Source organism: Micromonospora sp. USAFONa4 (assembly GCF_057197825.1).
In genome coordinates, this window is record NZ_CM170072.1 from 5519507 (window position 1) to 5545191 (window position 25685).

The 25685-nt window shown below is 73.4% G+C and carries 20 protein-coding genes; 9 read left to right on the top strand and 11 right to left on the bottom strand.

What is annotated here, in order from left to right; all coding sequences use genetic code 11:
• Nucleotides 1–2: 2 nt before the first annotated feature.
• Complete coding sequence (locus tag AC0OO9_RS24295) at nt 3–545, bottom strand: acyltransferase (RefSeq protein ID WP_484512618.1); 543 nt, start codon at nt 543–545, stop codon at nt 3–5.
• 159 nt (nt 546–704) lie between these two features.
• The gene (locus tag AC0OO9_RS24300) at nt 705–1043 is read right to left on the bottom strand and encodes a DUF952 domain-containing protein (protein ID WP_311412825.1); all 339 of its coding nucleotides are present in this window, start codon (nt 1041–1043) and stop codon (nt 705–707) included.
• A gap of 114 nt (nt 1044–1157) precedes the next feature.
• Between AC0OO9_RS24300 and AC0OO9_RS24305 the strand changes: the two genes are divergently transcribed.
• The 3 genes from AC0OO9_RS24305 to AC0OO9_RS24315 all read left to right on the top strand — a co-directional run bounded on the left by AC0OO9_RS24305 (nt 1158) and on the right by AC0OO9_RS24315 (nt 3737).
• Nucleotides 1158–1469 (top strand): hypothetical protein, encoded by a 312-nt coding sequence (locus AC0OO9_RS24305; protein ID WP_484512620.1) that lies wholly within the window; start codon nt 1158–1160, stop codon nt 1467–1469.
• 141 nt (nt 1470–1610) lie between these two features.
• Entirely contained in the window at nt 1611–2267 is a 657-nt protein-coding gene (locus AC0OO9_RS24310) for a response regulator transcription factor (RefSeq protein ID WP_132235788.1), read from the top strand.
• 9 nt (nt 2268–2276) lie between these two features.
• Nucleotides 2277–3737, top strand: a complete 1461-nt coding sequence (locus AC0OO9_RS24315) for a sensor histidine kinase (protein WP_484512622.1) — start codon at nt 2277–2279, stop codon at nt 3735–3737.
• 36 nt (nt 3738–3773) lie between these two features.
• Here the strand turns inward: AC0OO9_RS24315 and AC0OO9_RS24320 are convergent, their stop codons facing one another.
• The 4 genes from AC0OO9_RS24320 to AC0OO9_RS24335 form a co-directional block, all read right to left on the bottom strand.
• Nucleotides 3774–4748 carry a TAXI family TRAP transporter solute-binding subunit gene (locus AC0OO9_RS24320; RefSeq protein WP_484512624.1) on the bottom strand — a complete coding sequence of 325 codons (975 nt, stop codon included), beginning with the start codon at nt 4746–4748 and terminating at the stop codon, nt 3774–3776.
• Nucleotides 4749–4885: 137 nt separating this feature from the next.
• Nucleotides 4886–5560 carry a hypothetical protein gene (locus tag AC0OO9_RS24325; RefSeq protein WP_425871135.1) on the bottom strand — a complete coding sequence of 225 codons (675 nt, stop codon included), beginning with the start codon at nt 5558–5560 and terminating at the stop codon, nt 4886–4888.
• Nucleotides 5561–5661: 101 nt separating this feature from the next.
• The gene (gene yaaA / locus AC0OO9_RS24330; protein WP_484512626.1) at nt 5662–6459 is read right to left on the bottom strand and encodes a peroxide stress protein YaaA; all 798 of its coding nucleotides are present in this window, start codon (nt 6457–6459) and stop codon (nt 5662–5664) included.
• Nucleotides 6460–6520: 61 nt separating this feature from the next.
• The gene (locus tag AC0OO9_RS24335; RefSeq protein ID WP_484512628.1) at nt 6521–8140 is read right to left on the bottom strand and encodes a hypothetical protein; all 1620 of its coding nucleotides are present in this window, start codon (nt 8138–8140) and stop codon (nt 6521–6523) included.
• A 210-nt stretch (nt 8141–8350) separates the two neighbouring features.
• On the opposite strand from AC0OO9_RS24335, the gene AC0OO9_RS24340 reads away from it, so the two are divergent.
• Nucleotides 8351–9391, top strand: a complete 1041-nt coding sequence (locus tag AC0OO9_RS24340; RefSeq protein ID WP_132235800.1) for an App1 family protein phosphatidate phosphatase — start codon at nt 8351–8353, stop codon at nt 9389–9391.
• A 591-nt stretch (nt 9392–9982) separates the two neighbouring features.
• Nucleotides 9983–11995 carry a family 10 glycosylhydrolase gene (locus AC0OO9_RS24345; protein ID WP_484512630.1) on the top strand — a complete coding sequence of 671 codons (2013 nt, stop codon included), beginning with the start codon at nt 9983–9985 and terminating at the stop codon, nt 11993–11995.
• 47 nt (nt 11996–12042) lie between these two features.
• On the opposite strand, the gene glgB is transcribed toward AC0OO9_RS24345, so the two are convergent.
• The 4 genes from glgB to glgA all read right to left on the bottom strand — a co-directional run bounded on the left by glgB (nt 12043) and on the right by glgA (nt 18345).
• Nucleotides 12043–14145 (bottom strand): 1,4-alpha-glucan branching protein GlgB, encoded by a 2103-nt coding sequence (gene glgB / locus AC0OO9_RS24350; protein ID WP_484512632.1) that lies wholly within the window; start codon nt 14143–14145, stop codon nt 12043–12045.
• A complete protein-coding gene (locus tag AC0OO9_RS24355; protein WP_484512634.1) occupies nt 14133–16226 on the bottom strand; it encodes an alpha-1,4-glucan--maltose-1-phosphate maltosyltransferase in 2094 nt (697 codons plus the stop codon). The genes glgB and AC0OO9_RS24355 overlap by 13 nt, the downstream gene beginning before the upstream one ends.
• A gap of 352 nt (nt 16227–16578) precedes the next feature.
• Nucleotides 16579–17094 carry a DUF3592 domain-containing protein gene (locus tag AC0OO9_RS24360; protein WP_484512636.1) on the bottom strand — a complete coding sequence of 172 codons (516 nt, stop codon included), beginning with the start codon at nt 17092–17094 and terminating at the stop codon, nt 16579–16581.
• A 48-nt stretch (nt 17095–17142) separates the two neighbouring features.
• Nucleotides 17143–18345: a glycogen synthase gene (gene glgA, locus AC0OO9_RS24365; protein ID WP_484512637.1), complete on the bottom strand. Its 1203-nt coding sequence runs from the start codon at nt 18343–18345 to the stop codon at nt 17143–17145.
• Nucleotides 18346–18440: 95 nt separating this feature from the next.
• On the opposite strand from glgA, the gene glgC reads away from it, so the two are divergent.
• Both glgC and pgm read left to right on the top strand, forming a co-directional pair.
• The gene (glgC, locus tag AC0OO9_RS24370; RefSeq protein WP_132235810.1) at nt 18441–19673 is read left to right on the top strand and encodes a glucose-1-phosphate adenylyltransferase; all 1233 of its coding nucleotides are present in this window, start codon (nt 18441–18443) and stop codon (nt 19671–19673) included.
• Nucleotides 19670–21316: a phosphoglucomutase (alpha-D-glucose-1,6-bisphosphate-dependent) gene (gene pgm, locus AC0OO9_RS24375; protein WP_484512638.1), complete on the top strand. Its 1647-nt coding sequence runs from the start codon at nt 19670–19672 to the stop codon at nt 21314–21316. Before glgC ends, pgm begins: the two co-directional genes overlap by 4 nt.
• Before the next feature lie 568 nt (nt 21317–21884).
• On the opposite strand, the gene AC0OO9_RS24380 is transcribed toward pgm, so the two are convergent.
• The gene (locus AC0OO9_RS24380; RefSeq protein ID WP_132235814.1) at nt 21885–22814 is read right to left on the bottom strand and encodes an NAD(+)/NADH kinase; all 930 of its coding nucleotides are present in this window, start codon (nt 22812–22814) and stop codon (nt 21885–21887) included.
• Nucleotides 22815–23027: 213 nt separating this feature from the next.
• On the opposite strand from AC0OO9_RS24380, the gene AC0OO9_RS24385 reads away from it, so the two are divergent.
• Nucleotides 23028–23975 carry an NAD-dependent epimerase/dehydratase family protein gene (locus AC0OO9_RS24385; RefSeq protein WP_484512640.1) on the top strand — a complete coding sequence of 316 codons (948 nt, stop codon included), beginning with the start codon at nt 23028–23030 and terminating at the stop codon, nt 23973–23975.
• The gene (locus tag AC0OO9_RS24390; RefSeq protein ID WP_484512642.1) at nt 23972–25453 is read left to right on the top strand and encodes a lipopolysaccharide biosynthesis protein; all 1482 of its coding nucleotides are present in this window, start codon (nt 23972–23974) and stop codon (nt 25451–25453) included. Before AC0OO9_RS24385 ends, AC0OO9_RS24390 begins: the two co-directional genes overlap by 4 nt.
• The last annotated feature ends 232 nt before the right edge of the window (nt 25454–25685 follow it).

Genomic DNA, 25685 nt, shown 5'->3' on the forward strand with positions numbered 1-25685 from the left:
GTTCAGCCCCGCTGCGGCGGGTTCTCCACGTCCCGCGAGACGACCTCGCCACGCTCGTCGACCCAGCCCTTCGGGCGCGCCGGGTTGCCGGCGACCAGTTGGTACGGCGCCACGTCCCGGGTCACCACGGACCCGGCCGCGATCATCGCGTACTCGCCGACCTCGATGCCGCAGACGAGGGTGGCGTTGGCGCCGATCGAGGCGCCCCGGCGGACCAGGGTCGGCGTGATCGTCCAGTCCGGATTCTGCGCCCGGGGCCGGAAGTCGTTGGTGAAGACCGCGCACGGGCCGACGAAGACCTCGTCCTCGATGGTGACGCCCTGGTACACCGAGACGTTGTTCTGGATCTTGACCAGGTCGCCGACCGTCACGCCGGCGTCGACGTACACGTTGCGGCCGATGACGCAGCCGGCGCCGACCTGCGCCGAGGACCGGATGTGGGCAAGGTGCCAGACCTTCGTGCCGTCGCCGACGCGGGCACCCTCCTCGACGTCGGCCGTCGGGTGGACGAAGACGGAGGGGGAGGGGGAACTGCTGTCAGTCATCCTTCAACTCGCATGGCTCGGGGCGCGGCGTCGCGCCGTCGGTGATCCGCGTCGGCGTACGCCGGGCGGGCGTCGATCGCGCGGACCGGTTCTGCCACACCCGCCCCGGGGCGCGCGGGCGAGGCCGGGGGAGCGGACTCGGCGTAGCATAGCGACCCGTCAGGCGAGCAGCGCCGCCACCGCGTCGGCGACCGGCAGGTCCGCCGGCAGCGCGTCGGCGGCCACCACGGCGGGCACCGGCAGCGGGCCGTACAGGTGCGGGAAGAGCGCCCCGTCGCGCGACGGCTCCCAGCGCAGCGCGTCGCCCAGCCGGTCCGGGTCCACCGTCAGCAGGGTCAGCCCGGTGGCGCCCGCGAAGTACCGCCGGGCCGTGCCGACCACCTGGTCGGCGCCGGAGAGGTGGATGAACCCGGACTGCCGGTCCAGCGCCGTACCGTCGAGGTGGCCGGCGGCCAGCGCGTCGTCCCACTCGGTGGTGGTGAGGAGCTTGTAGATCACCCCGGCAGCCTACGCGCGGCCGGTCCCGCCGGCGGCCGTCCCGGTTTCCCGGTACCGCCGCGGTGCCCGCCGCCGCCCGGCATGCTCGGGGCAGCGGGTCGCGGAGGGATGGCGATGGAGAGCTACGACGAGGACTGGACCGACAGCCAGCGGGCGCTGTACGACGAGTGTCACCGGGCGGGCGGCGAGTGGGCCGGCGACCCGGACACCCCGACCGAGGACGTGCAGCACGTGATCAACCTCGGCCAGGCGGACGACGGCACCCTCGCGGACGCCGAGATCGACTATCCGCCCCTGGTCGACGCGGTCACCCAGGCCACCGGCGAGATCGTCACCAGCGTGCCCGCCAGCCACGACGACCCCGGCTTCCGGGGCTTCGTCGACGGGGTCCGCGACGCCACGGCCGACGAGGTCTTCGGCCTCTGACCTGCCGGTCGACCGTCACCGACGCCCCGGCGCCGGCGCACCGACGCGGCTGTCGACGGGTCGGTGCGGGACCGGCCCTCCCGCTGCGGGCGTGCTTCTGCCACCATTCGGGGTCGACGGACCGACGAATGGGGGCCCCGGGTGCGCATCCTGCTGGTCGAGGACGACCGCCGGGTGGCCGCCGCGCTCTCCTCCGCCCTCACCCGCCGGGGGTACGAGGTGGAGCACGCCGCGACCGTCGCCGCGGCCCTCTGCGCCGCCCCCTGCGACCTGGTGCTGCTGGACCTGACCCTGCCCGACGGCGACGGCACCGACCTGTGCCGGGAGCTGCGGCGGCGCAGCAGCCAGCTCGGCATCATCGCGGTGACCGCCCGGGGCGAGGAACGGGACCGGGTGCTCGGCCTGCGGCTCGGCGCGGACGACTACGTGGTCAAGCCCTTCTCCATGACCGAACTCCAGGCGCGCATCGAGGCGGTGCTGCGCCGCGCGGCGCACGCCGTGCCGGAGCGCAACCTGATCGAGGTGGGGCCCGTACGCGTCGACGTGGCCGCCCGGACGGTCACCGTCGGGGGCCGGCCGGTGGCGTTGACCCGCAAGGAGTTCGACGTCCTGCTCTCCCTGGCCCGGCAGCCCGGCGTGGCGGTGGCCCGGGAACGGATCCTGCTCGACGCCTGGGGCTCGACCTGGGGCGACGGGCACACGGTCGAGGTGCACGTCGGCTCGCTGCGTGGCAAGCTGGGCGACCCCGGCCTGGTGGAGACCGTACGCGGGGTCGGCTACCGCCTGCGCGGCGAGTGAGGGGACGCCGTGCGACGTCGGCTGGTGATCAGCTATCTGCTGTTGATGGTGCTGGTGCTGATCGCCCTGGAGACCCCGCTGGCGGTCACCCTGGCCAACCGGGAGACCGACCGGGTACGCGCCGACCGGCTCGCCGACGCCACCCGGTTCGCCTCGTTGGCCGGCCCGGCGCTGCGCGGCGGCACCCCCGGCCCGCTCGCCAACGAACTGCGCAGCTACGACGCCCTGTACGACATCGGCGTGGCGGTGGTCGACCGGGAGCGTCGGACGGTGGCGGCCTCCGGGAGCTGGCGGATGGCCCCGGGTTCCCGCGAGGCGTTGGACATGGCGCTCTCCGGCCAGCAGGCCAGCGGGCCGGACTCGGTCTGGCCGTGGGTCGACGGGCCGATCGTCGTGGCGGTGCCGATCAACGACGGTGGCGAGGTGCTCGGAGCGGTGGTCATCACCACCCCCGCCGACCCGGTCCGGCGGGCCGTGACCGTCTGGTGGCTGGCGCTGGCCGGAACGGGCCTGCTCGCCGTGCTGGCCTGCGTGCTGACCGCGTTCGGGCTGGCCGGCTGGGTGTTGCGCCCGGTCACCGAACTGGACGCGGTCACCCATGAGATCGCCGAGGGGGACCGTGGCGCGCGGGTGCAGCACCGGCTCGGCCCGCCGGAACTGCGTCGCCTGGCGACCAGCTTCAACCACATGGCCGACGTCGTCTCCGACGTGATGGACCGGCAGCGGGCCTTCGTCGCCCACGCCAGCCACCAGCTGCGCAATCCGCTGACCGCGCTGCGGCTGCGGGTGGAGGAGCTGGGCCCGAGCCTCACCGACGCGGACGGGCGTGCCGAGCACCAACTGGCCCTGGAGGAGACCGACCGGCTGGCCCTCGTGCTGGACGCGCTGCTGACCCTGGCCCGCGCCGAGCGGCGGGAGAACCAGCGGGTCACCGTCGACGCGGCGGCCGTCGCCGCGTCCCGGGTGGCCGCCTGGGAGCCGCTCGCCCGGCACCACCGCATCACCCTCCGGCTGGTGGCCGGGGACGCCCCGGCGTACGCGCGGACCGTGCCGACCGCCATCGACCAGGCCCTGGACGCGCTGATCGACAACGCGGTCAAGTTCAGCGACGCCGGTGGCGAGGTGACGGTGACCGTCCGGCACGACGGCGACGGCACCGCGCTGGAGGTCCGCGACACCGGGCCGGGTATGACGGCGAGCCAGCTCGGGCAGGCGACCGAGCGGTTCTGGCGGGCCCCGGAGGTGCAGAACATCGACGGGGCCGGGCTGGGCCTCACCATCGTCGCCGTGCTGGTCGACGCCTCGGACGGGCGGCTCACCATGCGCGGGGGCGAGCCGCGCGGCCTGGTCGCCGGCCTCTGGTTCCCCGCCCCCGCCGCCCCCGCCGACGCTGGCCCCGCCGCCCTCGCCCGCGCCGACGCCGCCCCCACCCTCGCCGACGCCGCCGCTGGCCCCGTTGACGTGCCGTAGGGCGGGCCTGGCGGCGGGCGCGGGGGTGCCGCGGGGTCAGGGCTTGGCGGCGCGGTACCAGTCCGCGGCACCGGGGTGCAGCGGCAGGGGAGCCGTGGCGATGGCCGAGCGGGGGCTCATCCGCCCGGCGGCCGGATGAGCGGCGGCCAACTCCTGGCGGCGTTCCATCAGCAGCCGGGTCACCTCCCGGATCAGCGGCGTCGGCAGGTCTGCCCGGACGATCAGGAAGTTCGGGTTGGCCACCGTGGTCACCGGGTCGGTGCCGTACACGGAGCGGGGGATGTCCCGGGAGACGTAGACCTCCGGGTTGCTCTCGCGCAGCGGCCCGGTCCACTCGCCGAGGTCGACGATCCGGGTCGCGCTGTCGTCCGTGAGCTGCTCCACCGCCCTGACCGGCAGCCCGCCGGAGAAGAAGAACGCGTCGATCTTGCCGGCCCGCAACGCCGCGACCGAGTCGTCGAGGCCGAGGTGCTCCTGGCGTACCCGGTCGCCACCGAGGCGGGCCACCTCCAGCAGCCGGACGGCGGTGATCTCGGTGCCGGAGCCGGGCGCGCCCACGGACACCCGCCGCCCGCGCAGGTCGCTCAGGGTGCGGACGGGACCGCCGGCGGTGGTGACCAGGTGCAGCAGGTCGTCGTAGACCCGGGCGACCGCGACCACGGACGGGTGCGTCGCCGGCGCCGCCGGCAGCACGTCGGCCTGGGTGAAACCCAGCTCCGCCTCGCCGGAGCCGACCAGCCGGACGTTCTCCGCCGAGGCGGCGGTCACCACCACGCTGGCCCGGACGTCCGGCAGCTCCCGGTTGAGCACGGCGGCCAGGGACTGCCCGAAGGCGTGGTAGACCGCCGTCGGGCTGCCGGTCGCGATCCGGATCCGTACCGGTGGCTCGGGAGCGTCCTGGCAGCCGGCGACGCCGGGCAACGCCACCACCAGCAGCAGCGCCAGCAGCGCCGGCGGGCGGACACGGCGCGGGCGGACACGGCGGAACCCGGTGCGACTCACGCGCTGCACTCTGCGCCGTGCGAGCCGTCGCCGCAACCCGCCGCCCACCGACCGGGCTAGGAACCCGGCGGCGGGTCGGTGACGATGGTCAGCTCGCTGCGGTACGCGACCGGTCCGCAGCGCCGCCGAACGTGCTCATCCGGCAATCAGGACCGCTCGCGCAGGTGGGCGGGATCCAGCGCGGTGCTGTGCAGGATCCGCTGGCGGTCCGGGCCGTCGGCGACACAGACCAGGTAACAGCCGGTGCCGGGGCGCAGCAGCGCCGGAACGTCCAGCAGGGCGGCCCCGCGTACCAGGATGGCGGCCAGTTCCCGGTCGGTGATCCGGACGCCGAGGATGTGCCGGCGGACGTGCCGCCCACCGGCGAGCAGGGCGGCCCGCCAGGCGGCGGCGGCCAGCCGGGGCCGCCACGCCCGCCGTACGGTCGACGCGCCCGGGACCGGCCCGCCCAGCAGCTCGCGCCGGCCCTGTCGCCAACCGGCCTCCAGCGTCCTCGCGTACGCCGGCCGGTGCTGGTGCGGCACGGAGAGCCGGTGCAGCTCGAAGCGGCGGCGCAGGCCGCCCACTGTCACCTCGTGCTCGATGGGGACGTCCAACCGGTGGAGGAGCTGACGCATGCGGTGCGCCGCCTCCTCCCGGTTGAACTCCACCGACGGGGGCCGGTGCTCCGCCGCCGGCCGGCGGGTGCCGACGACGGCCGGCGGGGGCGTGCAGCGCAGCAGGCAGGCGGCCTCGAACGCGTCGGCCAGGGTGGACCAGTCCAACGGCGGCGGCGTCGAGGGCAGGCGCGGCCGATCGAGCAGGATCTGTTCGGGAGCCAACGTGGGCACTCCTTGTCGGCGTCGGGGTCCCTCTACCGTGGTCGCTCGACGCCGCCGGGGAAACCGATCGGCCCCAGCCTTGAGGAAATCTTGCGGCTGTCCTACAGCTCCGTGACGATCACGTCGACCTGGCGTGGCCGACCGGGCGGGGCGGGCTGCTCCAGCACCGGATACTTCAGGTCGCGCAGCGCGGTCAGCAGCCCGCCGACGGTACGCGGCCGGGCGCCCGCGGTCAGCAGGTCCCGGACCAGCCGGCCCTTGGTCGCCTTGTTGAAGTGGCTCACCACCGACCGGACGGGCACGCCGTCGACCTCCCGCTCGTGCAGCACCCGGACGGTCACCGTGCGGTCGGCCACCTCGCCGCGCGGCGCCCAGGTGGCCGCGTACGCGCCGGAGCGCAGGTCGAGCACCGGCCCGTCGCCGGCCGCCGCGGCCATCGCCGGCGCGAGCGCCCGCCGCCAGTACGCCGACAGCGCGCCGAGCCCCGGCAGCCGCGCCCCGATCGGGCACCGGTAGGGCGGGATCCGGTCGGTGAGGCGTACCGCGCCCCAGAGCCCCGAGCTGATCAGTACCGACCGGCGGGCGGCCCGCTGCGCGGGCGCCGGCAGCGAGGCGAGATCGAGCGCCTCGTAGAGCACCCCGGTGTAGACGCGGCCGGCGGGCGCGGTGGCCGCCACCCGCAGCCGGGCGTTGCGGCGCAACTCGCCGCGCTGGCCCTCGCTGATCCCCAGCGCCGCCAGGGCCGCCCCCTCGTCGCCGTCGGCGCTGAGCGCGATCAGCGCCGTCAGCACCTCCTCCCGGGCGCCGGTCAGCTCCGGCAGGGAGAGCCCGGCGAGGTCGAGCCGCCGACCGGTGCCGGCGTCGGCCTTCCCCTCGGAGGGCGGCAGCAGGATGAGCATCGGTGACTCCTCGGCTCGGCGCGGCGTCCGCGCGCCGGTCCGGCCAGCGTACGGGCCGGCCCTACCGCCACGGCCGCACCGGCGTCCGGGGGTGGTACACGCGATACCCGCCCACGTCGGCGACCAGCGCGGCGTCGGCCCGGTCGCCCAGCAGCCGGCGCAGCCGCCGCTCCGCCGCCGAGCCGGCCTCCAGCACGTACCCGGGCCGGTCGGCCCGCCCCACCTGCCGCCAGTACGCGGGATAGCGGTTCTGCCCGGGGGTCAGGTCGCCGTCGAGCACCGCGCACACCACCGCCTCGGCCGTATTGAAGATCAGCCGGTTGCAGGTCCAGTAGTCCCCGTACACCTCGCGAGGGCCGCCCGCGCGGAGCGTGTCGGCCAGCTCGCGGGCCTGCCGCTCCTCGATCCGGGACGCCCCGGTGCCGGTGGCCGCGAACAGCACGGTCACCACCAGCGTGGTCGCGGCCAGCGCGGCGAGCACGGCGGTGGCCAGCGCGCCGGCCAGGCGGCCGAACGCGCCGACCGTGCCCCGCCAGCAGGCGACCGCCGCCACCCAGAGCGGCCAGAGCACCGCCGGCAGGGAGAGCTGGAGCACCGACAGGTAGCGGGCGTTGTCCAGAGGGCTGGTGGCCGCGAGGGGGCTGCGCACGTACGACAGCAGGGTCAGCGCCGCGCCGACGACCAGCGCGAGGTGCACCACCGGGCCGACCCGCTCGCCGCGCGGGGCGCCCGCGGCCCGGCGGTACGCGAGGACGGCGAGCGCGGCGGCGACCGCCAGCAGCACGGGGTAGAGCAGCCCGAACCAGCCCTGCCAGCGGGCGCAGCCGTCCACCGGGCAGAGGCCGGCGGCCAGCGGCACCCCCTCCAGCAGTCCGCCGTCGAGGCGCCGCGACCACGGCGGTGTCGGCCCCGCCTTGGTGCTGATCTCGCGGAACACCGACAGCGAGTCCTCGCCGGGCGGGGCGACGAGGTTGTCCCGGATCATCGGCGCGATCCCGACGGCGAACCCGGCCAGCAGCAGCGCCCCGGCCCAACCGAGCAGCTCCCTGCGGGCCACCCACGCCAGCACCAGCGCGGCCACCGCCAGGTACGGCAGGATCAGCCAGTCCGACCAGACGGACACCCCGGCGAGCAGACCGAAGAGCCCGACGGCCAGCCGGCGGTGCCGTACCGTTCCCCGGGCGAGCCCCACCGCGATCAGCAGCATCAGCAGCACCGCGACCTTGACCTCCGGGCGGCCGCCGACCGCGGTCAGCTGGTCCCGGACGACCCGTTCCCCGCCCAGCGCCAGCAGGCCGACGATCCCGGTGGCGAACCAGGGCGAGCCGATCCGCCGGGTCAGCCGGTGGATCAGCCAGAGGAAGAGGGCGTAGAGCAGCAGCAGCGGCAGGCGCAGCAGCGGCCAGCCCGGCCCGGCCACCGCGATCAGCGGCGCGGCCAGGTACGACTCCAGCACCCCCATGTAACGCTGCCCGTAGAGGAAGACCGGCAGCTCGCGGCCCTGCGCGATGTGCAGCGCGGCCAGCCCGAAGGTCGCCTCGTCGCTGTTGGAGACGGGCACCGTGTGCAGGGTCAGGACCAGCCGGTAGCCGACCCCGGCGAGCCCGAACAGCAGCGCCACGAGCGCCGGCCGGTCGAGCTGCGGGCGCCACCGCCCACGCTTGCGCACTGGTTGCGACACGACCAACGCCCCCGTCGTCGTCCCGACCGGAGTGTTTCACGCCGTCGGGCCCGGCCGGGGCGGATCGGCGCAGCGCGGACGATCCGCCGGACCACGGCGGGCCTGGCGTCGGGCCTCCCGGCGGCCGGGGAAGGCGTCGGGCCCTCCCGGCGGCCGGGGGAAGATCGCCTCGCGTGGCCGAGGTGGCCGGGTTGTGGCAGGGTTGCTGGCGTGCCACCCACTGCCGCCGGCCAGTTGGCCGTACCGAACCTGCACCGGGCCGCGCGGATCGAGGACGCCGTGCACTCGTTGGTCGAGCGCCGGCTGCGGCGCACCGGCTGGCGGACGAACGTCATCGCGTACACCGGCTACGGCGCGCCCGGCTGGGTGCGGGTGATGTGCCGGGTGCTGTTGGGTCGGCCGGACACCCGCCAGCGTGGCCGGCTGGAGAAGGTGCGCGGGTGGCGCAGCTTCACCACGCTGCCGGCCAAGCACGTCACGGTCACCATCGAGGCCGGCGGGGAACGGCACGAGGCGCGGGCCGACCGCAGCGGGTTCGTCGACGCCGTGGTCGAGGCGGACCTGCCGCCCGGCTGGGGCTCGGTGCGGATCAGCCTGCCGGACGCCGAGCCGGTCGAGGCGCCGGTACGCATCCTCGACCCGGAGGTGCGCTTCGGCATCCTCTCCGACATCGACGACACGGTCATGGTCACCGCGCTGCCCCGGCCGCTGCTCGCCGCCTGGAACACGTTCGTCCTCGACGAGCACGCCCGCAACGCCGTGCCCGGCATGGCGGTGCTCTACGAGCGGCTGGTCACCGCGCACCCGGGCGCCCCGGTCTTCTACCTCTCCACGGGCGCCTGGAACGTGGCGCCGACGCTGACCCGGTTCCTGTCCCGGCACCTCTACCCGGCCGGGCCGCTGCTGCTGACCGACTGGGGACCGACCGCCGACCGCTGGTTCCGCAGCGGGCGGGAACACAAGCGGGTCACCCTGGCCCGGCTGGCCAAGGAGTTCCCTGACGTGAAGTGGCTGCTGGTCGGCGACGACGGGCAGCACGACCCGGAGATCTACCGCGAGTTCGCCGCCGCCCACCCGGAGAACGTGGCCGGCGTGGGCATCCGCCGGCTCTCGCCCACGCAGGCGGTGCTGGCCGGTAGCCTGCCCACCCCGGCCGGCGAGTCGTCGGCGGGGCCCGTGGGGCAGAAGTGGCTCTCCGCGCCCGACGGCGCCGGCCTGTGGAAGCTGCTGCGCGACGCCGGCCTCGTCTGACGCCGCCGCTGCCGGCAGGCGGTGGCTGCGGGTGCCTGCGGCTGCGGGCGGCTACGGCTGCCGGCGGCTACGGCTGCGGGCAAGCGGGTGGCGGGGAGCCTGCTCCGCTCGGAGCGCCCTACTTCGCCCGGAGCGGCGCGCCCTCGGGGGAGCGTTCCTTGGCGGCCGTCACAGCGACGCGCGTTACGCAGAGTGTCCGAAGCCTCCTTCCGGCTACTTCCGCTCCGCTCGCTTTGCTCTGCAGCCATATCGGCACCAGGCACGCTGCGTTAGTGGCGCGTATATGGCTGCAGAGCAAAGCGAGCGCGGAGGCATTGAGGTTCCCCCGGCGGAATGAGCGAAGTGCCCTGTAGCGCCCGTTTTTGGTGTCGGGTTGGGAGTCCTGAGCTTTCCGTAGGGCAAGTACCGATTACGCGGGGTGAGAATTGGGGGTCTTTGCCTGGAGGGTCACGCACCGTGATCGGGCACGTCATCGGGCTCTCTCGTCCGGCCCCGGGGCGAGGTTCGCGGGTCGAAAAATTGTGAAGGATACTTGCGCAACAAGCCGGCAACATTGAACATCTTTTCGTGCGTAGAGATTATGGTCGATACTTGTCCGGGCTTGCGCTGGTGGCGGCGCTGGCGCTCGGCGCGGCCCTCCCCACGGCCGCCCCCGCCGCCCCGCCCGCCGAGCCGGGTACCGCGCCGGACACCGTCCCCGTCGCCGTCCAGGCGGCCTGCGTGACCGACCCGGCCACCCCGAAGCGGCAGCTGCGCGGCATGTGGATCGCCAGCGTGGCCAACATCGACTGGCCCAGCCGCACCGGGCTCACCCCCGCCGCCCAGCAGGCGGAGTACCGGGGCTGGCTCGACCTGGCCAAGCAGCGGCGGATGAACGCCGTCGTCGTGCAGATCCGCCCCGCCGCCGACGCGTTCTGGCCGTCGACGTACGAGCCGTGGTCGCAGTGGCTCACCGGCACCCAGGGCGGCAACCCCGGCTACGACCCGCTGGCCTTCATGGTGGCCGAGGCGCACGCCCGCAACCTGGAGTTCCACGCCTGGTTCAACCCGTACCGGGTGGCGAACCACACCGACCTGACCAAGCTGGCGGCCAGCCACCCGGCCCGCAAGAACCCGGGCTGGACCGTCACCTACGGCGGTCACATCTACTACAACCCCGGAATTCCCGCCGTCCGCGCGTTCGTGCAGGACGCGATGATGGACGCCGTCAAGCGCTACGACATCGACGCGGTGCACTGGGACGACTACTTCTACCCGTACCCGGTCAGCGGGGTGGCCTTCCCCGACCAGGCCACCTACGCCCAGTACGGCGCCGGGTTCAGCACCATTGGCGACTGGCGGCGCAACAACGTCAACCTGCTGGTCCGGGAGATGCGTGACAAGATCCGGACGGCCAAGCCGTGGGTGAAGCTCGGCGTCAGCCCGTTCGGCATCTGGCGCAACGCCGGCACCGACCCGCTCGGCTCGCGCACCACGGGCCTCCAGTCGTACGACGCGATCTATGCCGACACCCGGCGCTGGGTGCGGCAGGGGTGGGTCGACTACATCGCCCCGCAGATCTACTGGCACATCGGCCACCCGGCGGCCGACTACGCGGAGCTGGTCCGCTGGTGGTCCGAGACCGTGGCCGGCACCGACGTGCAGCTGCTCGTCGGGCAGGCCACCTACCGCGCTGGCGCGTCCGGGCAGGACGCCGCCTGGCAGGACCCGGCCGAGCTGACCGACCACCTCACGCTGAACCGCAGCTACCCGAGGATCGTCGGCGACATCCACTTCAGCGCCAAGGACGTCCGCGCGGACCGCATCGGCGCCGTCTCCCGGACGGCCACCGACCACTACCGCCGGCCCGCGCTGGCGCCGGCCGGAGTGGGCGGCGCCGCGCCCGCCGCCCCGAACCTCACCTCGGCGGTACGCGGCACCGGCGGCGTGACCCTCACCTGGCAGCGCGGCGCCACCGGCAGCACCGCCGCGTACGCGGTGTACCGGCTGCCCGGCGACGGCGCGGTCGACGCCTGCGACCTGGCCGACGCCCGCAACCTGCTCGGCACGGTCCGCGCCTCGGGCGGCACCGGGACGTTCACCGACGCCACGGCCGCGGCCGGCTCGACGTACCGCTACCTGGTGACGGCGCTGGACCGGCTGCACCACGAGAGCGCCGCCAGCAACGCGCGGGTGGTCACCGGCACCGGCGGCACGTTCAGCGTGATCGTGGACAACGCCACGGCCGGAGGCTTCACGGCCGCCACCACCTGGGGGACGTCGTCGTACCTCCCGGCGCGCTACGGGGCCAACTACCGGTTCGCCAGCCCGCAGGCGGTCAGCGACCCGGCCTGGTTCACCGCGACGCTGCCCGCAGCCGGCTCGTACCGGGTCGAGGTCTGGTACCCGGCCGACCCCGGCTACAACAGCGCCACCCCGCACCTGGTGGCGACGGCGAACGGGAACGTCACCGCCACCGTCGACCAGCGCAGCGGCGGCGGGCAGTGGCGGGTGCTCGGCACCTACGACCTCGCCGCCGGCACGCGTCAGGTCGTCGGGGTCAGCCGCTGGACCAGCACCCAGGGGTACGTCGTCGCCGACGCCGTCCGGATCACCCGCCTCTGAGCCCGCTCGTTCCCCGGGGCGACCTGACGTCCCGGGGAACGACCCGGTCAGTCGCGGCGCAGCCAGAGCACGCCGAGCGGGGGCACCCGCAGCGCCGCCGAGGCGGGCATCCCGTGCCACGGCACGTCCTCGGCGTGCACGGCGCCCAGGTTGCCGACCCCCGAGCCGCCGTAGTGGTGGGCGTCGGTGTTGAGCACCTCCGCCCACGTGCCGCCGGCCGGCAGCCCGATCCGGTAGTCCTCCAGCGGCAGGGCGGAGAAGTTCGCCACGCAGACCAGGGTCGCGCCGTCGGGGGCGATCCGGACGAACGAGACGGTGTTGTTGGCGACGTCGTCGCCGGCGATCCAGCGGAAGCCGGCCGGCTCGGTGTCCTGCGCCCACAGCGCGGGGGTGTCCCGGTAGACGCGGTTCAGGTCGCCGACCAGCCGCTGCACCCCGGCGCGGGCCGGGTCGTGCAGCAGGTACCAGTCGAGGCCCCGCTCCTCGCTCCACTCCCGGTCGTCGGCCAGCTCGCAGCCCATGAAGAGCAGCTGCTTGCCGGGGTGCGCCCACATGTACGCCAGCAGGGCGCGTACGTTGGCCAGGCGCTGCCAGGTGTCGCCGGGCATCTTGCCGGCCAGGGAGCCCTTGCCGTGCACCACCTCGTCGTGGCTGATCGGCAGCACGTAGTTCTCGCTCCAGGCGTACGCCAGGGAGAACGTGAGCTGATGGTGGTGGTGCTGCCGGTGGACGGGGTCCTTCGACGTGTAGAGCAGGGTGTCGTGCATCCAGCCCATGTTCCACTTGAAGCCGAAGCCCAGCCCGCCGTCGGCCGTGGCGCGGGTGACCCCCGGCCAGGCGGTGGACTCCTCGGCGATCATCGTCACCCCGGCGTGGTGCTTGTAGACCGTCGCGTTGACCTCCTGCATGAACGCGATGGCCTCCAGGTTCTCCCGGCCGCCGTGCCGGTTGGGCAGCCACTGCCCCTCCTGGCGGGAGTAGTCCAGGTAGAGCATCGAGGCGACCGCGTCCACCCGCAGGCCGTCGACGTGGAACTGGTCGCACCAGTAGAGCGCGTTGGCGACCAGGAAGTTGCGCACCTCCGGGCGGCCGAAGTCGAAGACGTACGTGCCCCAGTCGGGGTGCTCGCCCCGGCGCGGGTCGGGGTGCTCGTAGAGGGCGGTGCCGTCGAAGCGACCGAGGGCCCACTCGTCCTTGGGGAAGTGCGCCGGCACCCAGTCCAGGATGACGCCGATGCCGGCGGTGTGCAGCGCGTCCACGAGGTGCCGGAACTCGTCGGGGTCGCCGAAGCGGGACGTCGGCGCGTAGTAGCCGGTGACCTGGTAGCCCCAGGAGCCGCCGAACGGATGCTCCATCACGGGCAGCAACTCCACGTGGGTGAAGCCCAGCTCCGTGACGTACGCGGTCAGCTGCTCGGCCAGCTCCCGGTAGCTCAGCCCGGGGCGCCACGAGCCGAGGTGCACCTCGTAGACGCTCATCGGCTCCTGGTGCGGCTGCCGTCGGGCCCGCCGCGCCAGCCAGTCGGCGTCGCCCCACTCGTACGTCGAGTGGTGCACCACCGACGCGGTGGCCGGCGGCACCTCCGCGTACGCCGCCAGGGGGTCGGCCTTGTCCCGCCACTGCCCGTCGGCGCCCAGGATCCGGTACTTGTAGCGGGCCCCGGCCCCGACGCCCGGGACGAACAGCTCCCACACCCCGCTGCCGCCGAGCGAGCGCATCGGCCAGCCGTCATCCGGCGCCCAGCCCGCGAAGTCCCCGACCACCCGCACCCCGCGCGCGTTCGGCGCCCAGACGGTGAACGCCACGCCCTCGTCGAAGACCCGCGCGCCGAGCGCCTCCCAGAGCCGCTCGTGCCGGCCCTCGCCGATCAGGTGCAGGTCCAGCTCGCCCAGGGTGGGCGGGTAGCGGTACGGGTCGTCGTGGGTCCGGCCGTCGACCTCGACGCGGTAGTCGAGCACCTCGCCCGCGACCTCCGCCTCGAAGACGCCGACGTCGTGCACCCGCCGCATCCGGTGCCGCTCGCCGTCGACGACGAGGGCGACGTCGGCGGCGCCCCGGCGCAGCGTCCGGACGACCGTCCGCCCGTCGGCCGGATGCGCGCCGAGGACGGCGTGCGGGTCGTGCGTGGCGCCGGCGATCAACTGGTCCATCGGGCGTCGTCCTTCTGGGCGGAAGTGGTGGGGGCGGTGCCGCCCGAGAGGTCGTCGGGGACGTCTTCGACGGTCAGGTCCGGCGCCGCCTGCGCCGGCACGGGGCCGGCACCGGGCGCGGGTCGCCGCACCGTCAGCACGTGCGCCGGTTGCAGGTACGGGTCGAGGCGCACGGCGTTGCGCTGCCCCCAGTCGTAGCTGGCGCCGGTCAGCTCGTCGCGCACCGTGAACCGGTCGTGCCAGTCGAGGCCGAGCGCGGGCATGTCCAGCGTGGTGTTGCCCCACTGCACCTCACGCGAGTCGAACGAGCAGACCACGAGCACGGTGTTGCCCGTGTCCGGGTCGTGCTTGGACCAGCAGAGCAGCGCCGGGTTGTCGATGTCGTGGAAGACCAGGTTGCGCAGCTGGTGCAGGGCCGGGTTCTCCCGGCGTACGCGGTTGAGCACCGCGATGAACGGCGCGAGGGAGCGGCCCTGCGCCTGCGCGCCGGCCCAGTCCCGGGGGCGCAGCTCGTACTTCTCGTTGTCGAGGTACTCCTCGGCGCCGGGGCGGGCGACGTGCTCGAACAGCTCGTAGCCGGCGTACATGCCCCAGGAGGGGGAGAGCAGCGCGGCCAGCACCGCCCGGATCTTGAACATCGGCGGGCCGCCGTGCTGCAACGACTCGTGCAGGATGTCCGGCGTGTTCGGCCAGAAGTTGGGCCGCATGTAGTCGGCCGCCTCGACCAGCTCCTCGCAGTACGCCCGCATCTCCGCCGCCGACGTGCGCCAGGTGAAGTACGTGTACGACTGGGTGAAGCCGACCTTGCCCAGCCCGTGCATGATCGCCGGCCGGGTGAACGCCTCGGCGAGGAAGAGCACGTCCGGGTCGACCTTCTTCACCTCGGCGATCAGCCAGTGCCAGAAGTCGAACGGCTTGGTGTGCGGGTTGTCCACCCGGAAGATCCGGATGCCCTCGCCGACCCAGTGCAGCACCACCCGCAGGACCTCGGCCCGGATGCCCTCCGGGTCGTTGTCGAAGTTGACGGGGTAGATGTCCTGGTACTTCTTCGGCGGATTCTCCGCGTACGCGATGCTGCCGTCGGCCCGGGTGGTGAACCACTCCGGGTGCTCGGTCACCCACGGGTGGTCCGGCGCGCACTGCAACGCCAGGTCCATCGCCACCTCCAGGCCCTGCTCGGCGGCGGCGGTGACGAAGTCGCGGAAGTCCTCCGGCGTACCCAGGTCGGGGTGGATGGTGTCGTGGCCGCCCTCGGCGGCGCCGATGGCCCACGGCGAGCCGACGTCGTCCGGCCCGGCGGTCAGCGAGTTGTTGGGGCCCTTACGGTTGACCCGGCCGATCGGGTGGATCGGCGGCAGGTAGAGCACGTCGAAGCCCATCGCCGCGACGCCGGGCAGGCGCTCGGCGGCGGTGGCGAACGTGCCGGAGCGGGCCGGCGCGTCGACCGTCGCCGGGACGGCGCCCTCCGAGCGGGGGAAGAACTCGTACCAGGCGGAGAAGAGCGCCCGCCGGCGGTCCACCCACAGCCGGTGCTCCGCGCCGGTGGTGACCAGCTCGCGGACCGGGTGCTCCCAGAGCAGGTCGGCCAGCTCCAGCGCGGGGGCGACCCGCCGGGGCAGCTCCCTGTCGGCGTCGCCCAGCGCCGCCACCGCCGCGCGGACCCGCCCCGCGTCGCCGGCCGGCACCAGCTCCACGGCCGCGGTCAGCACCCGGGCGCCCTCGGCGAGGTCGTTGGCCAGGTCCGCCGGCCCCTGACCGGCGGCGATCTTCTTGGTGACCGCGTTCTGCCAGGTCAGGTACGGGTCCTGGAACGCCTCGACGGTGAAGGTCCACTCGCCGACCGCGTCGGGGCGGATCACCGCGTGCCAGCGGTCCTGTCCGGGCTCGCCGGGGCGCATCCGGGTGAACGGCCGGGCCCGCCCGTCGGGACCGCGCCAGACCACGTTGCAGCCGAGCGCGTCGTGCCCCTCCCGGTAGGCGCGGGCCGACACCGGCACCGGCTCGTCGACCACCGCCTTGGCCGGGTAGCGACCGCAGGAGACGACGGGGGAGACGTCTTCGATCGGGAACCGTCCAGTCACCGGTTCAACCTACTGCGCGAGATCCTTTCGCGCGCGGCCAAGCACCCATCGCCCTCCCTCCCGACGTGTCCAGAGAGGTCCGGTCAGGGCCCGGCGGACAACCTGGTGCCCGCGCCATCCGCCCGAGTCCGCCATCGTCGCCCAAGGCGCGGCGGCTAACGTGGGCACGATGGCGGGCGTGGGCACGATGGCGGGGTGTGGATAGTGGCGTTGTAGATCTTGGTACGAAATGGCCCCCTGGAGGGCCGTTTCCTGCCAAGATCTATTGCTGTCCCGAGATCCGGAACGTTATGCCCAGCAGGTGGGCCCGCCTCGCCGCCGCCCTGCACGTCACCTGAGCCCCGATTCGCCGTCAGGCGAAGTGGCGTCCGGAGCGCCAGTCTTCGGCGTTCTCGCGCCACATCGACCACGTGCGCCACAGGAGGACGCCGCCGCCCACTCCCCACGCCACGGCCAGAACGACGCCGAGCCAGGTCATGACGGAGTCGTCGCCGAGGCGTACGTCGCGCACGATCCCGGCGGGGTCGGCCGGGTCGTAGAGCACGGTGGCCGCGTCGCCCACCACCGGCGGTGGATTCCAGTAGTAGTCGCTGACCTGAGCGACGACGCGGAGGCCGTCGGCGGTGGTGAAGGCGGCCACCACGTACGAGTCCCGTTGAAGATGGTGCACCTCCAGCACCGTCGCCTCGGCACGCACGCCGTACGCGGCCAACCGGTGCGCGCGGTGCGCCGAGTCGACTCCGAGCCACAGGAACACCACGGCGCCGAGCAGCAGGACCATGAGGCTCGGCAGCGGGTGCCGCAGCCAGTACCCGGGCAGCCAACGGCTGCGCAGCCGTACCGGCGCGCGTCTTCTCCGCCAGCCCATGCCGCCATCCTGCCCGCCGCCGGCAAGACGTGTCTTCGGTGCCTTTCCTTACACCAGCAGCGAGCGGTAGAGGTCGAGGGTGCGGGCGGCGATGGTGTCCCAGGAGAAGTGCTCCACGGCGCGCCGCCGCCCGGCCCGGCCGAGGTCGGCGGTGCGAGCCGGGTCGGCGAGCAGCTCGTTCATCGCCGCCGCCAGGTCGGTCACGAAACGGTCCGGGTCCAGCGGCCGGCCGGAGCCGTCGGTGGCCTGCTCGATGGGGACCAGCAGCCCCGTCTCGCCGTCGGCGACCACCTCGGGGATACCACCGGTGGCGGTGGCCACCACCGCCGTCTCGCAGGCCATCGCCTCCAGGTTCACGATGCCCATCGGCTCGTAGACGGAGGGGCAGACGAAGACCGTGGCGTGGGTGAGCACCTGGATCACCTCGTGCTTCGGCAGCATCTCGGCGACCCACACCACCCCGGAGCGCTTTGCCCGCAGCTCCGCCACCAGGCCCTCCACCTCGGCGGCGATGTCCGGGGTGTCCGGTGCGCCGGCGAGCAGCACGAGCTGGGTGTCCGCCGGCAGGTCCCGCGCCGCGCGCAGCAGGTAGGGCAGGCCCTTCTGCCGGGTGATCCGCCCCACGTACACCACGCTGGGCAGGGCCGGGTCGATGCCGAGCCGGTCCACCACGTCCGTGCCGTGGTCCGGGGCGTACTGTGCCGTGTCGATGCCGTTGTGCACCACCCGGACCCGGTCCGGGTTCACCGCCGGGTAGGCGGTCAGCACGTCGCGCCGCATCCCCTCGCTGACCGCGACGACCGCGTCGGCCGCCTCGAACGCCGTGCGCTCGCACCAGGAGGAGAGCGCGTAGCCGCCGCCGAGCTGCTCGGCCTTCCACGGCCGCAGCGGCTCCAGGCTGTGCGCGGTGACCACGTGCGGCACGCCGTGCAGCAGCTTCGCCGTGTGCCCCGCGAAGTTGGCGTACCACGTGTGGCTGTGCACCATGTCGGTGCCGGCGCAGGCCGCGGCCATCTCCAGGTCCACGCCCATCGTCCGCAGCGCGGCGTTCGCGCCGGTCAGGCCCGCCGGTTCGGCGTACGCGGTGACGCCCGCCTCCGTGCGGGGCGCGCCGAAGCAGTGCACCCGTACGTCGGCGAGCCGGCGCAGCTCCCGGGCCAGGTACTCGACGTGCACACCGGCGCCGCCGTACACCTCGGGCGGATACTCACGGGTCAGCAGGTCGACGCGCAGCCCGGCGGAGTCGTTCATGAACGGCACCCTAGTGCAGAACGCGCCGCCGCACCCGGCTGTGGAACTGTGCCGTACGAGTGGTGAAGTGACGGCGGGGTAGATAGCGTCTGGACATGGCTGCCAAGGTGCTCGCGATCGTCCTGGCCGGCGGAGAAGGCAAGCGCCTGATGCCGCTCACCACGGACCGGGCCAAGCCGGCCGTCCCGTTCGGCGGGATGTACCGCATGGTCGACTTCGTCCTGTCCAACCTGGCGAACGCCGGTTATCTCAAGATCGTCGTGCTGACCCAGTACAAGTCCCACTCGCTGGACCGGCACATCACCAAGACGTGGCGAATGTCGACCCTGCTCGGCAACTACGTCACCCCGGTGCCGGCGCAGCAGCGCCGCGGCCCGTGGTGGTTCGCCGGCTCCGCCGACGCGATCTACCAGAGCTTCAACCTCATCCACGACGAGCAGCCCGACCACGTGATCGTCTTCGGTGCCGACCACATCTACCGGATGGACCCCCGGCAGATGGTGGAGGACCACATCGCCTCCGGCGCCGGCGTCACCGTGGCCGGCATCCGGCAGCCGCTGTCGATGGCCGACCAGTTCGGAGTGATCGAGGTCGGCGAGGACGGCCGGCGGATCCGGGCGTTCCGCGAGAAGCCCACCGACGCGGTCGGCCTGCCCGACGCGCCCGACCAGATCTATGCCTCAATGGGCAACTACGTGTTCAGCACCAAGGCGCTGTGCGAGGCGGTCGAGCGCGACGCGGAGGACAAGACCAGCAAGCACGACATGGGCGGCAGCATCATCCCGATGCTTGTCGAGCGCGGCGAGGCCAACGTCTACGACTTCCGCGACAACGAGGTGCCCGGCAGCACCGACCGGGACCGCGGCTACTGGCGTGACGTGGGGACGCTCGACTCCTTCTACGACGCCCACATGGACCTGATCAACGTGCACCCGGTGTTCAACCTCTACAACTTCGACTGGCCCATCTACACGGGGCAGCTGACGTACCCGCCGGCCAAGTTCGTGCACCAGTGGGGCGAGCGGGTCGGCCGGGCGGTCGCCTCGATGGTGTCGCCCGGCGCGGTGATCTCCGGCTCGCTGGTGGAGAACTCGGTCGTCTCGCCCAAGGTGAAGGTGCACTCCTGGGCGCACGTGGACGGCGCGGTGCTGATGGAGGGGGTCGACATCGGCCGGCACGCGGTCGTGCGCCGGGCGATCCTCGACAAGAACGTGATCGTGCCCGAGGGGGCCGAGATCGGCGTCGACCTGGAGAAGGACCGGCAGCGCTACACGGTCTCCGACAACGGCATCGTGGTGATCGGCAAGGGACAGAAGGTGGAACCGTGAGCAGTCATCCCCGGGCCGGCAAGCCCGCCCAGCCCGCCGACCTGGTCGACGTGCCGCGGCTGGTGACCGCCTACTACGCCGAGCACCCCGATCCGCAGGACCCGGCGCAGCAGGTCTCCTTCGGCACGTCCGGGCACCGCGGGTCGAGCCTGCGCCACGCGTTCAACTCCGACCACATCCTGGCGGTCACCCAGGCGCTCTGTGACTACCGCCGCGAGCAGGGCCTGGACGGGCCGCTCTTCCTCGGCCGCGACACGCACGCGCTCTCCGCCCCGGCGGCCGTGGACGCGCTCGAGGTCCTCGCCGCCAACGAGGTCACCGTGCTGCTCGACAGCCGCGACGGCTACACGCCCACCCCGGCGGTGTCGCACGCCATCCTCACCCACAATCGGGGGCGCACCAGCGGGCTCGCCGACGGCATCGTCATCACCCCGTCGCACAACCCGCCCGACGACGGCGGCTTCAAGTACAACCCCACCCACGGCGGCCCGGCGGACACCGACGTCACGAGGTGGATCCAGGACCGCGCCAACGCCATCCTCGCCGACGGCCTGAAGGAGGTCCGCCGGATCCCGTACGCCCGGGCCCGCGTCGCCGACACCACCGGGTCGTACGACTTCCTCGCCCGCTACGTCGACGACCTGCCGGCGGCGATCGACGTCGACGTGATCCGCGACGCCGGGGTGCGCATCGGCGCCGACCCGCTCGGCGGCGCGAGCGTGGCCTACTGGGGCGAGATCGCCGAGCGGCACCGGCTGGACCTGACCGTGGTCAACCCGACGGTCGACCCGACCTGGCGGTTCATGACCCTGGACGGCGACGGCAAGATCCGGATGGACTGCTCCTCGCCGAACGCGATGGCCTCCCTGATCGCCGCCCGCGCCGACTACCAGGTCTCCACCGGCAACGACGCCGACGCCGACCGGCACGGCATCGTCACCCCCGACGGCGGCCTGATGAACCCCAACCACTACCTGGCGGTGGCGATCGGGCACCTGTTCCGCACCCGGACGCAGTGGGGCCCGGCCGCCGCCGTGGGCAAGACCCTGGTCTCCTCCTCGATGATCGACCGGGTCGCCGCCGACCTGGGCCGCCCGCTGCTGGAGGTGCCGGTCGGCTTCAAGTGGTTCGTGCCCGGGCTGCTCGACGGCGCGGTGGGCTTCGGCGGCGAGGAGAGCGCCGGCGCGTCCTTCCTGCGCCGCGACGGGAGCACCTGGACCACCGACAAGGACGGCCTCCTGCTCTGCCTGCTCGCCGCCGAGATCATCGCGACCACCGGCCGCACCCCCAGCGAGCACTGGGCGGAGCTGGCCGAGCGCTTCGGCGCGCCCGCGTACGCCCGCATCGACGCGCCGGCGACCCGCGAGCAGAAGGCCGTGCTCGGCAAGCTCTCGCCGGAGCAGGTGACCGCCACCGAACTGGCCGGCGAACCGATCACCGCGACCCTCACCACCGCGCCCGGCAACGGCGCGTCGATCGGCGGGCTCAAGGTGACCACGGAGTCCGGCTGGTTCGCCGCCCGGCCGTCGGGCACCGAGGACGTCTACAAGATCTACGCCGAGTCCTTCCAGGGCCCGGAGCACCTCGCCCGGATCCAGCAGGAGGCGAAGGACCTGGTCTCCGAGGTCCTCGAACAAGCCTGAACGCCCGGGCCACCCTCGTCGACCACCTCATCGCCGGCTACTCATCGGCCACCTCGTGGCCCCGGAGCCGAGTCCGCCCGGGCACACTGTCCCGGGCGGCCTTCCGGCTCGGCCGGGTGCTGGGCACCTTCGGCGCCGTCGCCATCTCGCCGGCTACCCGGCCGCCTGGTCCAGCATCGTCGTGCTGTGCGCTGACGCGCCGCGGGTCGCGGTGTCGGGCCGTGCGGTGTCGGGCCGTGCGGTGTCGGGCCGTGCGGTGTCGGGCCCTGTGATGCCGGATCGGTGTGGTGTGGTGCCAGGGTCCTGGGCGCAGTGTGCGCGCTGTCGAGCTGCCCCTATAGCTGGGGCAGGGAGGCTGCGCGAGAGTGGTCCCATATATGGGGCAGCTCGACAGCGTCGCATCAGGTCGATGGCGCCGGTCCCGCAACCGCCGCACGACCAGTAGCCCGCCGCGAGCCGCCAGCAGCCCGCCCCGCCGCCCGCCGCCCGCCGCCCGCCGCCCGCCGCCCGACGCCAGGGGCCGGGCCGCTTGGGGGTGCCGAGGGCCGGGGCGGGGCGTGGGGCCTGGTCAGCGGGGCGGGGGCAGTTCGCGGCGGTTGAACCTCTCCCGCAGGCCCTCCGGCAGCAGCTCGCGGAGCTGTTCGGGCAGCAGCGGCAGGTCCAGCAGACTCAGCTTGAGCTGGTTGCGTTCCTGGTAGCGGCGCGGGTCCAGGCGGACGACCAAGCCGGCGTCATGCCGGTAGCGGATCTGCACGACGCCCTCCGTCGCGGCGTCCCGGATGACGAGGCCGTCCACCTCCACCGCGACCGGGCCGGAGCCCTCGCGCAGTTGCAGGCGGACCGTCTCGTGGGGGGAGAGCACCAGCGCACGGGAGATGCCGGCCATCGGGGCGGACGGGGTCACCACCACCGCCTCGGTGGCTGGCGAGACGAGCGGGCCGCCGGCGGCGTAGCTGTAGGCGGTCGAGCCGGTCGGCGTGCTGACCACCAGCGCGTCGCAGCGGTAGTACCCGTACTGCTGCCCGTCGACGGCGAGGGAGGCGCTGACGAAGCCGGCACCGGGCTGGCGGATCAGCGCAATGTCGTTGAACGCGACGAGGTCGTCACCGCAGACGTCGCAGGCCAGGCAGCTGTGGTTCTCCACCGTGAAGTCGTGTGCCACCAGCCGGTCCAGGGCCCTCGGCAGCTCCGGCGGCTCGACCTCGACGAGGAAGCCGAGCTTGCCGACGTGTACGCCGAGCACCGGCTTCGGATCGTGGACGGCCGACCGCAGCGCGCCGAGCATCGTCCCGTCGCCGCCGATGGCGATCAGCGCGTCCGACCGGAGGGCCACCTCGCCCACCGGCAGCGGCTCGACCGTGGCCGGTACGCGGTGCCGGTCCTCGGCGCGTACGGCCAGGGAGATGTGGTGCCGGGCGGCCCAGGTCACGATCGTGTCGACCACCTCGGAGACGTCCCGGGTGGGGTGCAGCACCAGCCCGAGGCAGCTCCGGTCCATGCCTACAGCTCATCACATCCGGGGGTCCCGGGACGGGCGTACCGCGAGGCGGGCGGGTGACCGCGCGGCGTGCCACTTCGTCACGTCCGGGGCTTTCCGCGTGACGCGCCGGTGCACGGCTCGTTGGTGCAGACGGGAGCGGGGCCGCAGGGGCTCGACGTCCCGGGCCCGCGTGCAGGTGGCGCGCCGGGCGGGAACCCACGAGGAGGATCCTTGAAGATCGTCGTTACCGGTGGCGCCGGTTTCATCGGCTCCAACCTGGTACGCGTCCTCGCCGACGCGCCGCAGGTCACCGAGGTGGTGGCCGTCGACGACCTCTCCACCGGGTCGCTGGACAACCTGCTCGACCTGCCGGTTCGGCTGTTCACGGGGACGATCCTCGACCCCGACCTGCTCGACGAGGCGGTCAGCGGGGCGGCGGCCGTCGTCCACCTCGGCGCCCTCGGCTCGGTGCCCCGCTCCATCGACGACCCGCTGCGCAGCCACCACGCCAACGCCACCGGCACCCTCAGCGTGCTGGAGGCCGTCCGGCGCCACGGGGTCCCCCACGTCGTGGTCGCCTCCTCGTCCTCCGTCTACGGCGCCAACCCCGTCCTGCCCCGCCAGGAGTCGCTGCGGCCGATGCCGGTCAGCCCGTACGCGGTCTCGAAGCTGGCCACGGAGGCCTACGCGCTCGCGTACGCCGCCTGTTACGGCGTCGGCGTGCTGCCGTTCCGCTTCTTCAACGTCTACGGGCCGCGTCAGGCAGCCAACCACGCGTACGCCGCCGTGGTGCCGAGGTTCGTCTCGGCGGCGCTGGAGGGCCGGCCGCTCCAGGTGCACGGCGACGGCACCCAGTCCCGCGACTTCACCTACGTCGGCAGCGTCACGGACGTGATCGTCGACGCGGTCCTGCGCCGTGTCTGCTCCCCGGACGTGGTGAACCTCGCCTTCGGCGTGCGGATCTCGCTGCTGGAGCTGATCGCGGAGCTGGAGGAGGTGTTCGGCCGCCGCCTCGAGGTGGAGCACGGTCCGTCGCGGGCGGGCGACGTGCGCCACTCCGACGCGGACGACGGGGTGCTGCGCGCGCTCTTCCCCGACGTGACGCCGGTGCCGCGCGCCCAGGCCCTGCGGGCGACCGTGGAGTGGTACGAGGCGCACGCGGAGCAGCTCGCCCGATGACCGACCGGCCACCGGCTGCCGGCCGGGCCCCCGCGGCCCTGGTCGACGCCGCCGTGCGGCCGGTGCCGGGAGCCGGCGCCGGAGCGGCCGGACCGCGCCACGTCGATGACTCGTCGCAGCAGGCCGGCCGCACCCGCAACCAGGCCCTGATAACGGGAATCGTCTCCGCCCTCGGAGGCAAGGCGGTGGGCCTCGTGGCGCCGCTGCTGATCACGCCGGTCGCCTTCACCCACCTGGGCGCGGAGCGGTACGGCCTGTGGATGGCGGTCACCTCGCTGACCGGCATGGCGCTCTTCGCCGATTTCGGGCTGGGCAACGGGCTGCTCACCCGGCTCGCCCGCCTGCACGCCATCGGCGACCGACAGGCGGCGGCCCGCGAGATCGCCAGCGCGTACGCGATGCTCGGCGCGCTGGCCGTCGGCCTGCTCACGGTGCTGGTGGCCACCGCGCGGGTGGTCCCGTGGCCCACGCTGCTGAACGTCACCGACCCGGCTGTCGCCCGGGACACCCGCGCGGTGGTGCTGTTCTGCTTCGGGGCGTTCCTGGTCAACATCCCGCTGGGCCTGATCCAACGGGTCCAGTACGCGCACCAGCAGGTGGCGCAGAGCAATCTCTGGCAGGCGGGGGGCAGCCTCGTCTCGGTCGGCCTGGTCTTCGCGGCGGTGGCCGCCGACGCCGGTCCGGTGCTGGTGGTCGCTGCCGCCGTTCTCGCCGTCCCGCTGGTGAACCTGGGCAACTCGATCTGCTACTTCGGGTGGCAGAACCGCCCCCTCCGACCCCGCCCACGGGACGTAAGGCCGGCGGTGACACGTGGGCTGCTGCGCCTAGGGGTCAGGTTCTTCGCGCTCTCCGTGCTGACCTCCACCGCGCTCAACGTGGATCCGTTCCTCGTCGGCCGGCTGTTGGGCCTGGACGTCGCGGGGAGCTACTCCGTGGTGCTGCGAATGTTCAGCCTTCTCGCACTGTTCGTGACACTGGTGAATACGCCGCTCTGGCCAGCCAACGGCGAAGCGCTGGCCAGGGGAGACGTGACCTGGGTGCGCCGTAGCACCCGGCTGATGACGTTCCTCTCGGTCGTGGCCGTGGCCCTGCCGGCCGGGGGATTCGTGCTGCTGGGTAACGACATCCTCCAGTCATGGGTGCGGTCGCCGGAACTGCCCACGACGCCGGTCGCAGTCTTCGTAGCACTCGCCATCTGGTCGGTACTGGTGGCTTCGGCGTCCCCGATGTTCATGGTCCAGAACAGCATCGGTCTGCTGCGCCCACAGTTCATTGGCTGGACTGCCTTCCTCGTCGTCTCCCTTGTTCTGAAGATCACTTTGGTCAGTCGGCTTGGTCTGGCGGGTATCGCGTTCGCCGGGACAGTTTCATACGCGCTCACCGTGCTACCGGCGGCCCTGTTCGGCTACCGCAGGACACTGTCCGTCGTCGCGGAGCGTGGTAACAGGAATTCGGGAGTCGTGAATGCGATGCTGTGATGCCGTGATGGCAGCGGGCGACTGGCGTGGGTACGGGCGGTTTTGATGCGTGTCAACTCGTGCCGTCCAATGCCTCTGACCTGTCGTCTTGCCCGCCTACTTGATGGCGCGTGGACGGCAGGCTCCCGCATCCGCCGGGCGGTACGCGGCTGGGCGACAGTGCCTCGGTTCGCCGTGCGCGGGGATCGGGTGACGTTCGACCCGGACGGTGTCTACACCTACGAGACCATCG

Bases quoted from the DNA above. Each gene is read 5' to 3' on its own strand.
- glgC (WP_132235810.1), top strand. From the start codon at position 18,441: ATGGCTGCCAAGGTGCTCGCGATCGTCCTGGCCGGCGGAGAAGGCAAG.
- yaaA (WP_484512626.1), bottom strand. From the start codon at position 6,459: ATGCTCATCCTGCTGCCGCCCTCCGAGGGGAAGGCCGACGCCGGCACC.
- AC0OO9_RS24390 (WP_484512642.1), top strand. From the start codon at position 23,972: ATGACCGACCGGCCACCGGCTGCCGGCCGGGCCCCCGCGGCCCTGGTC.
- AC0OO9_RS24295 (WP_484512618.1), bottom strand. From the start codon at position 545: ATGACTGACAGCAGTTCCCCCTCCCCCTCCGTCTTCGTCCACCCGACG.
- AC0OO9_RS24305 (WP_484512620.1), top strand. From the start codon at position 1,158: ATGGAGAGCTACGACGAGGACTGGACCGACAGCCAGCGGGCGCTGTAC.
- AC0OO9_RS24380 (WP_132235814.1), bottom strand. From the start codon at position 22,814: ATGGACCGGAGCTGCCTCGGGCTGGTGCTGCACCCCACCCGGGACGTC.
- glgA (WP_484512637.1), bottom strand. From the start codon at position 18,345: ATGAACGACTCCGCCGGGCTGCGCGTCGACCTGCTGACCCGTGAGTAT.
- glgB (WP_484512632.1), bottom strand. From the start codon at position 14,145: ATGGACCAGTTGATCGCCGGCGCCACGCACGACCCGCACGCCGTCCTC.
- AC0OO9_RS24360 (WP_484512636.1), bottom strand. From the start codon at position 17,094: ATGGGCTGGCGGAGAAGACGCGCGCCGGTACGGCTGCGCAGCCGTTGG.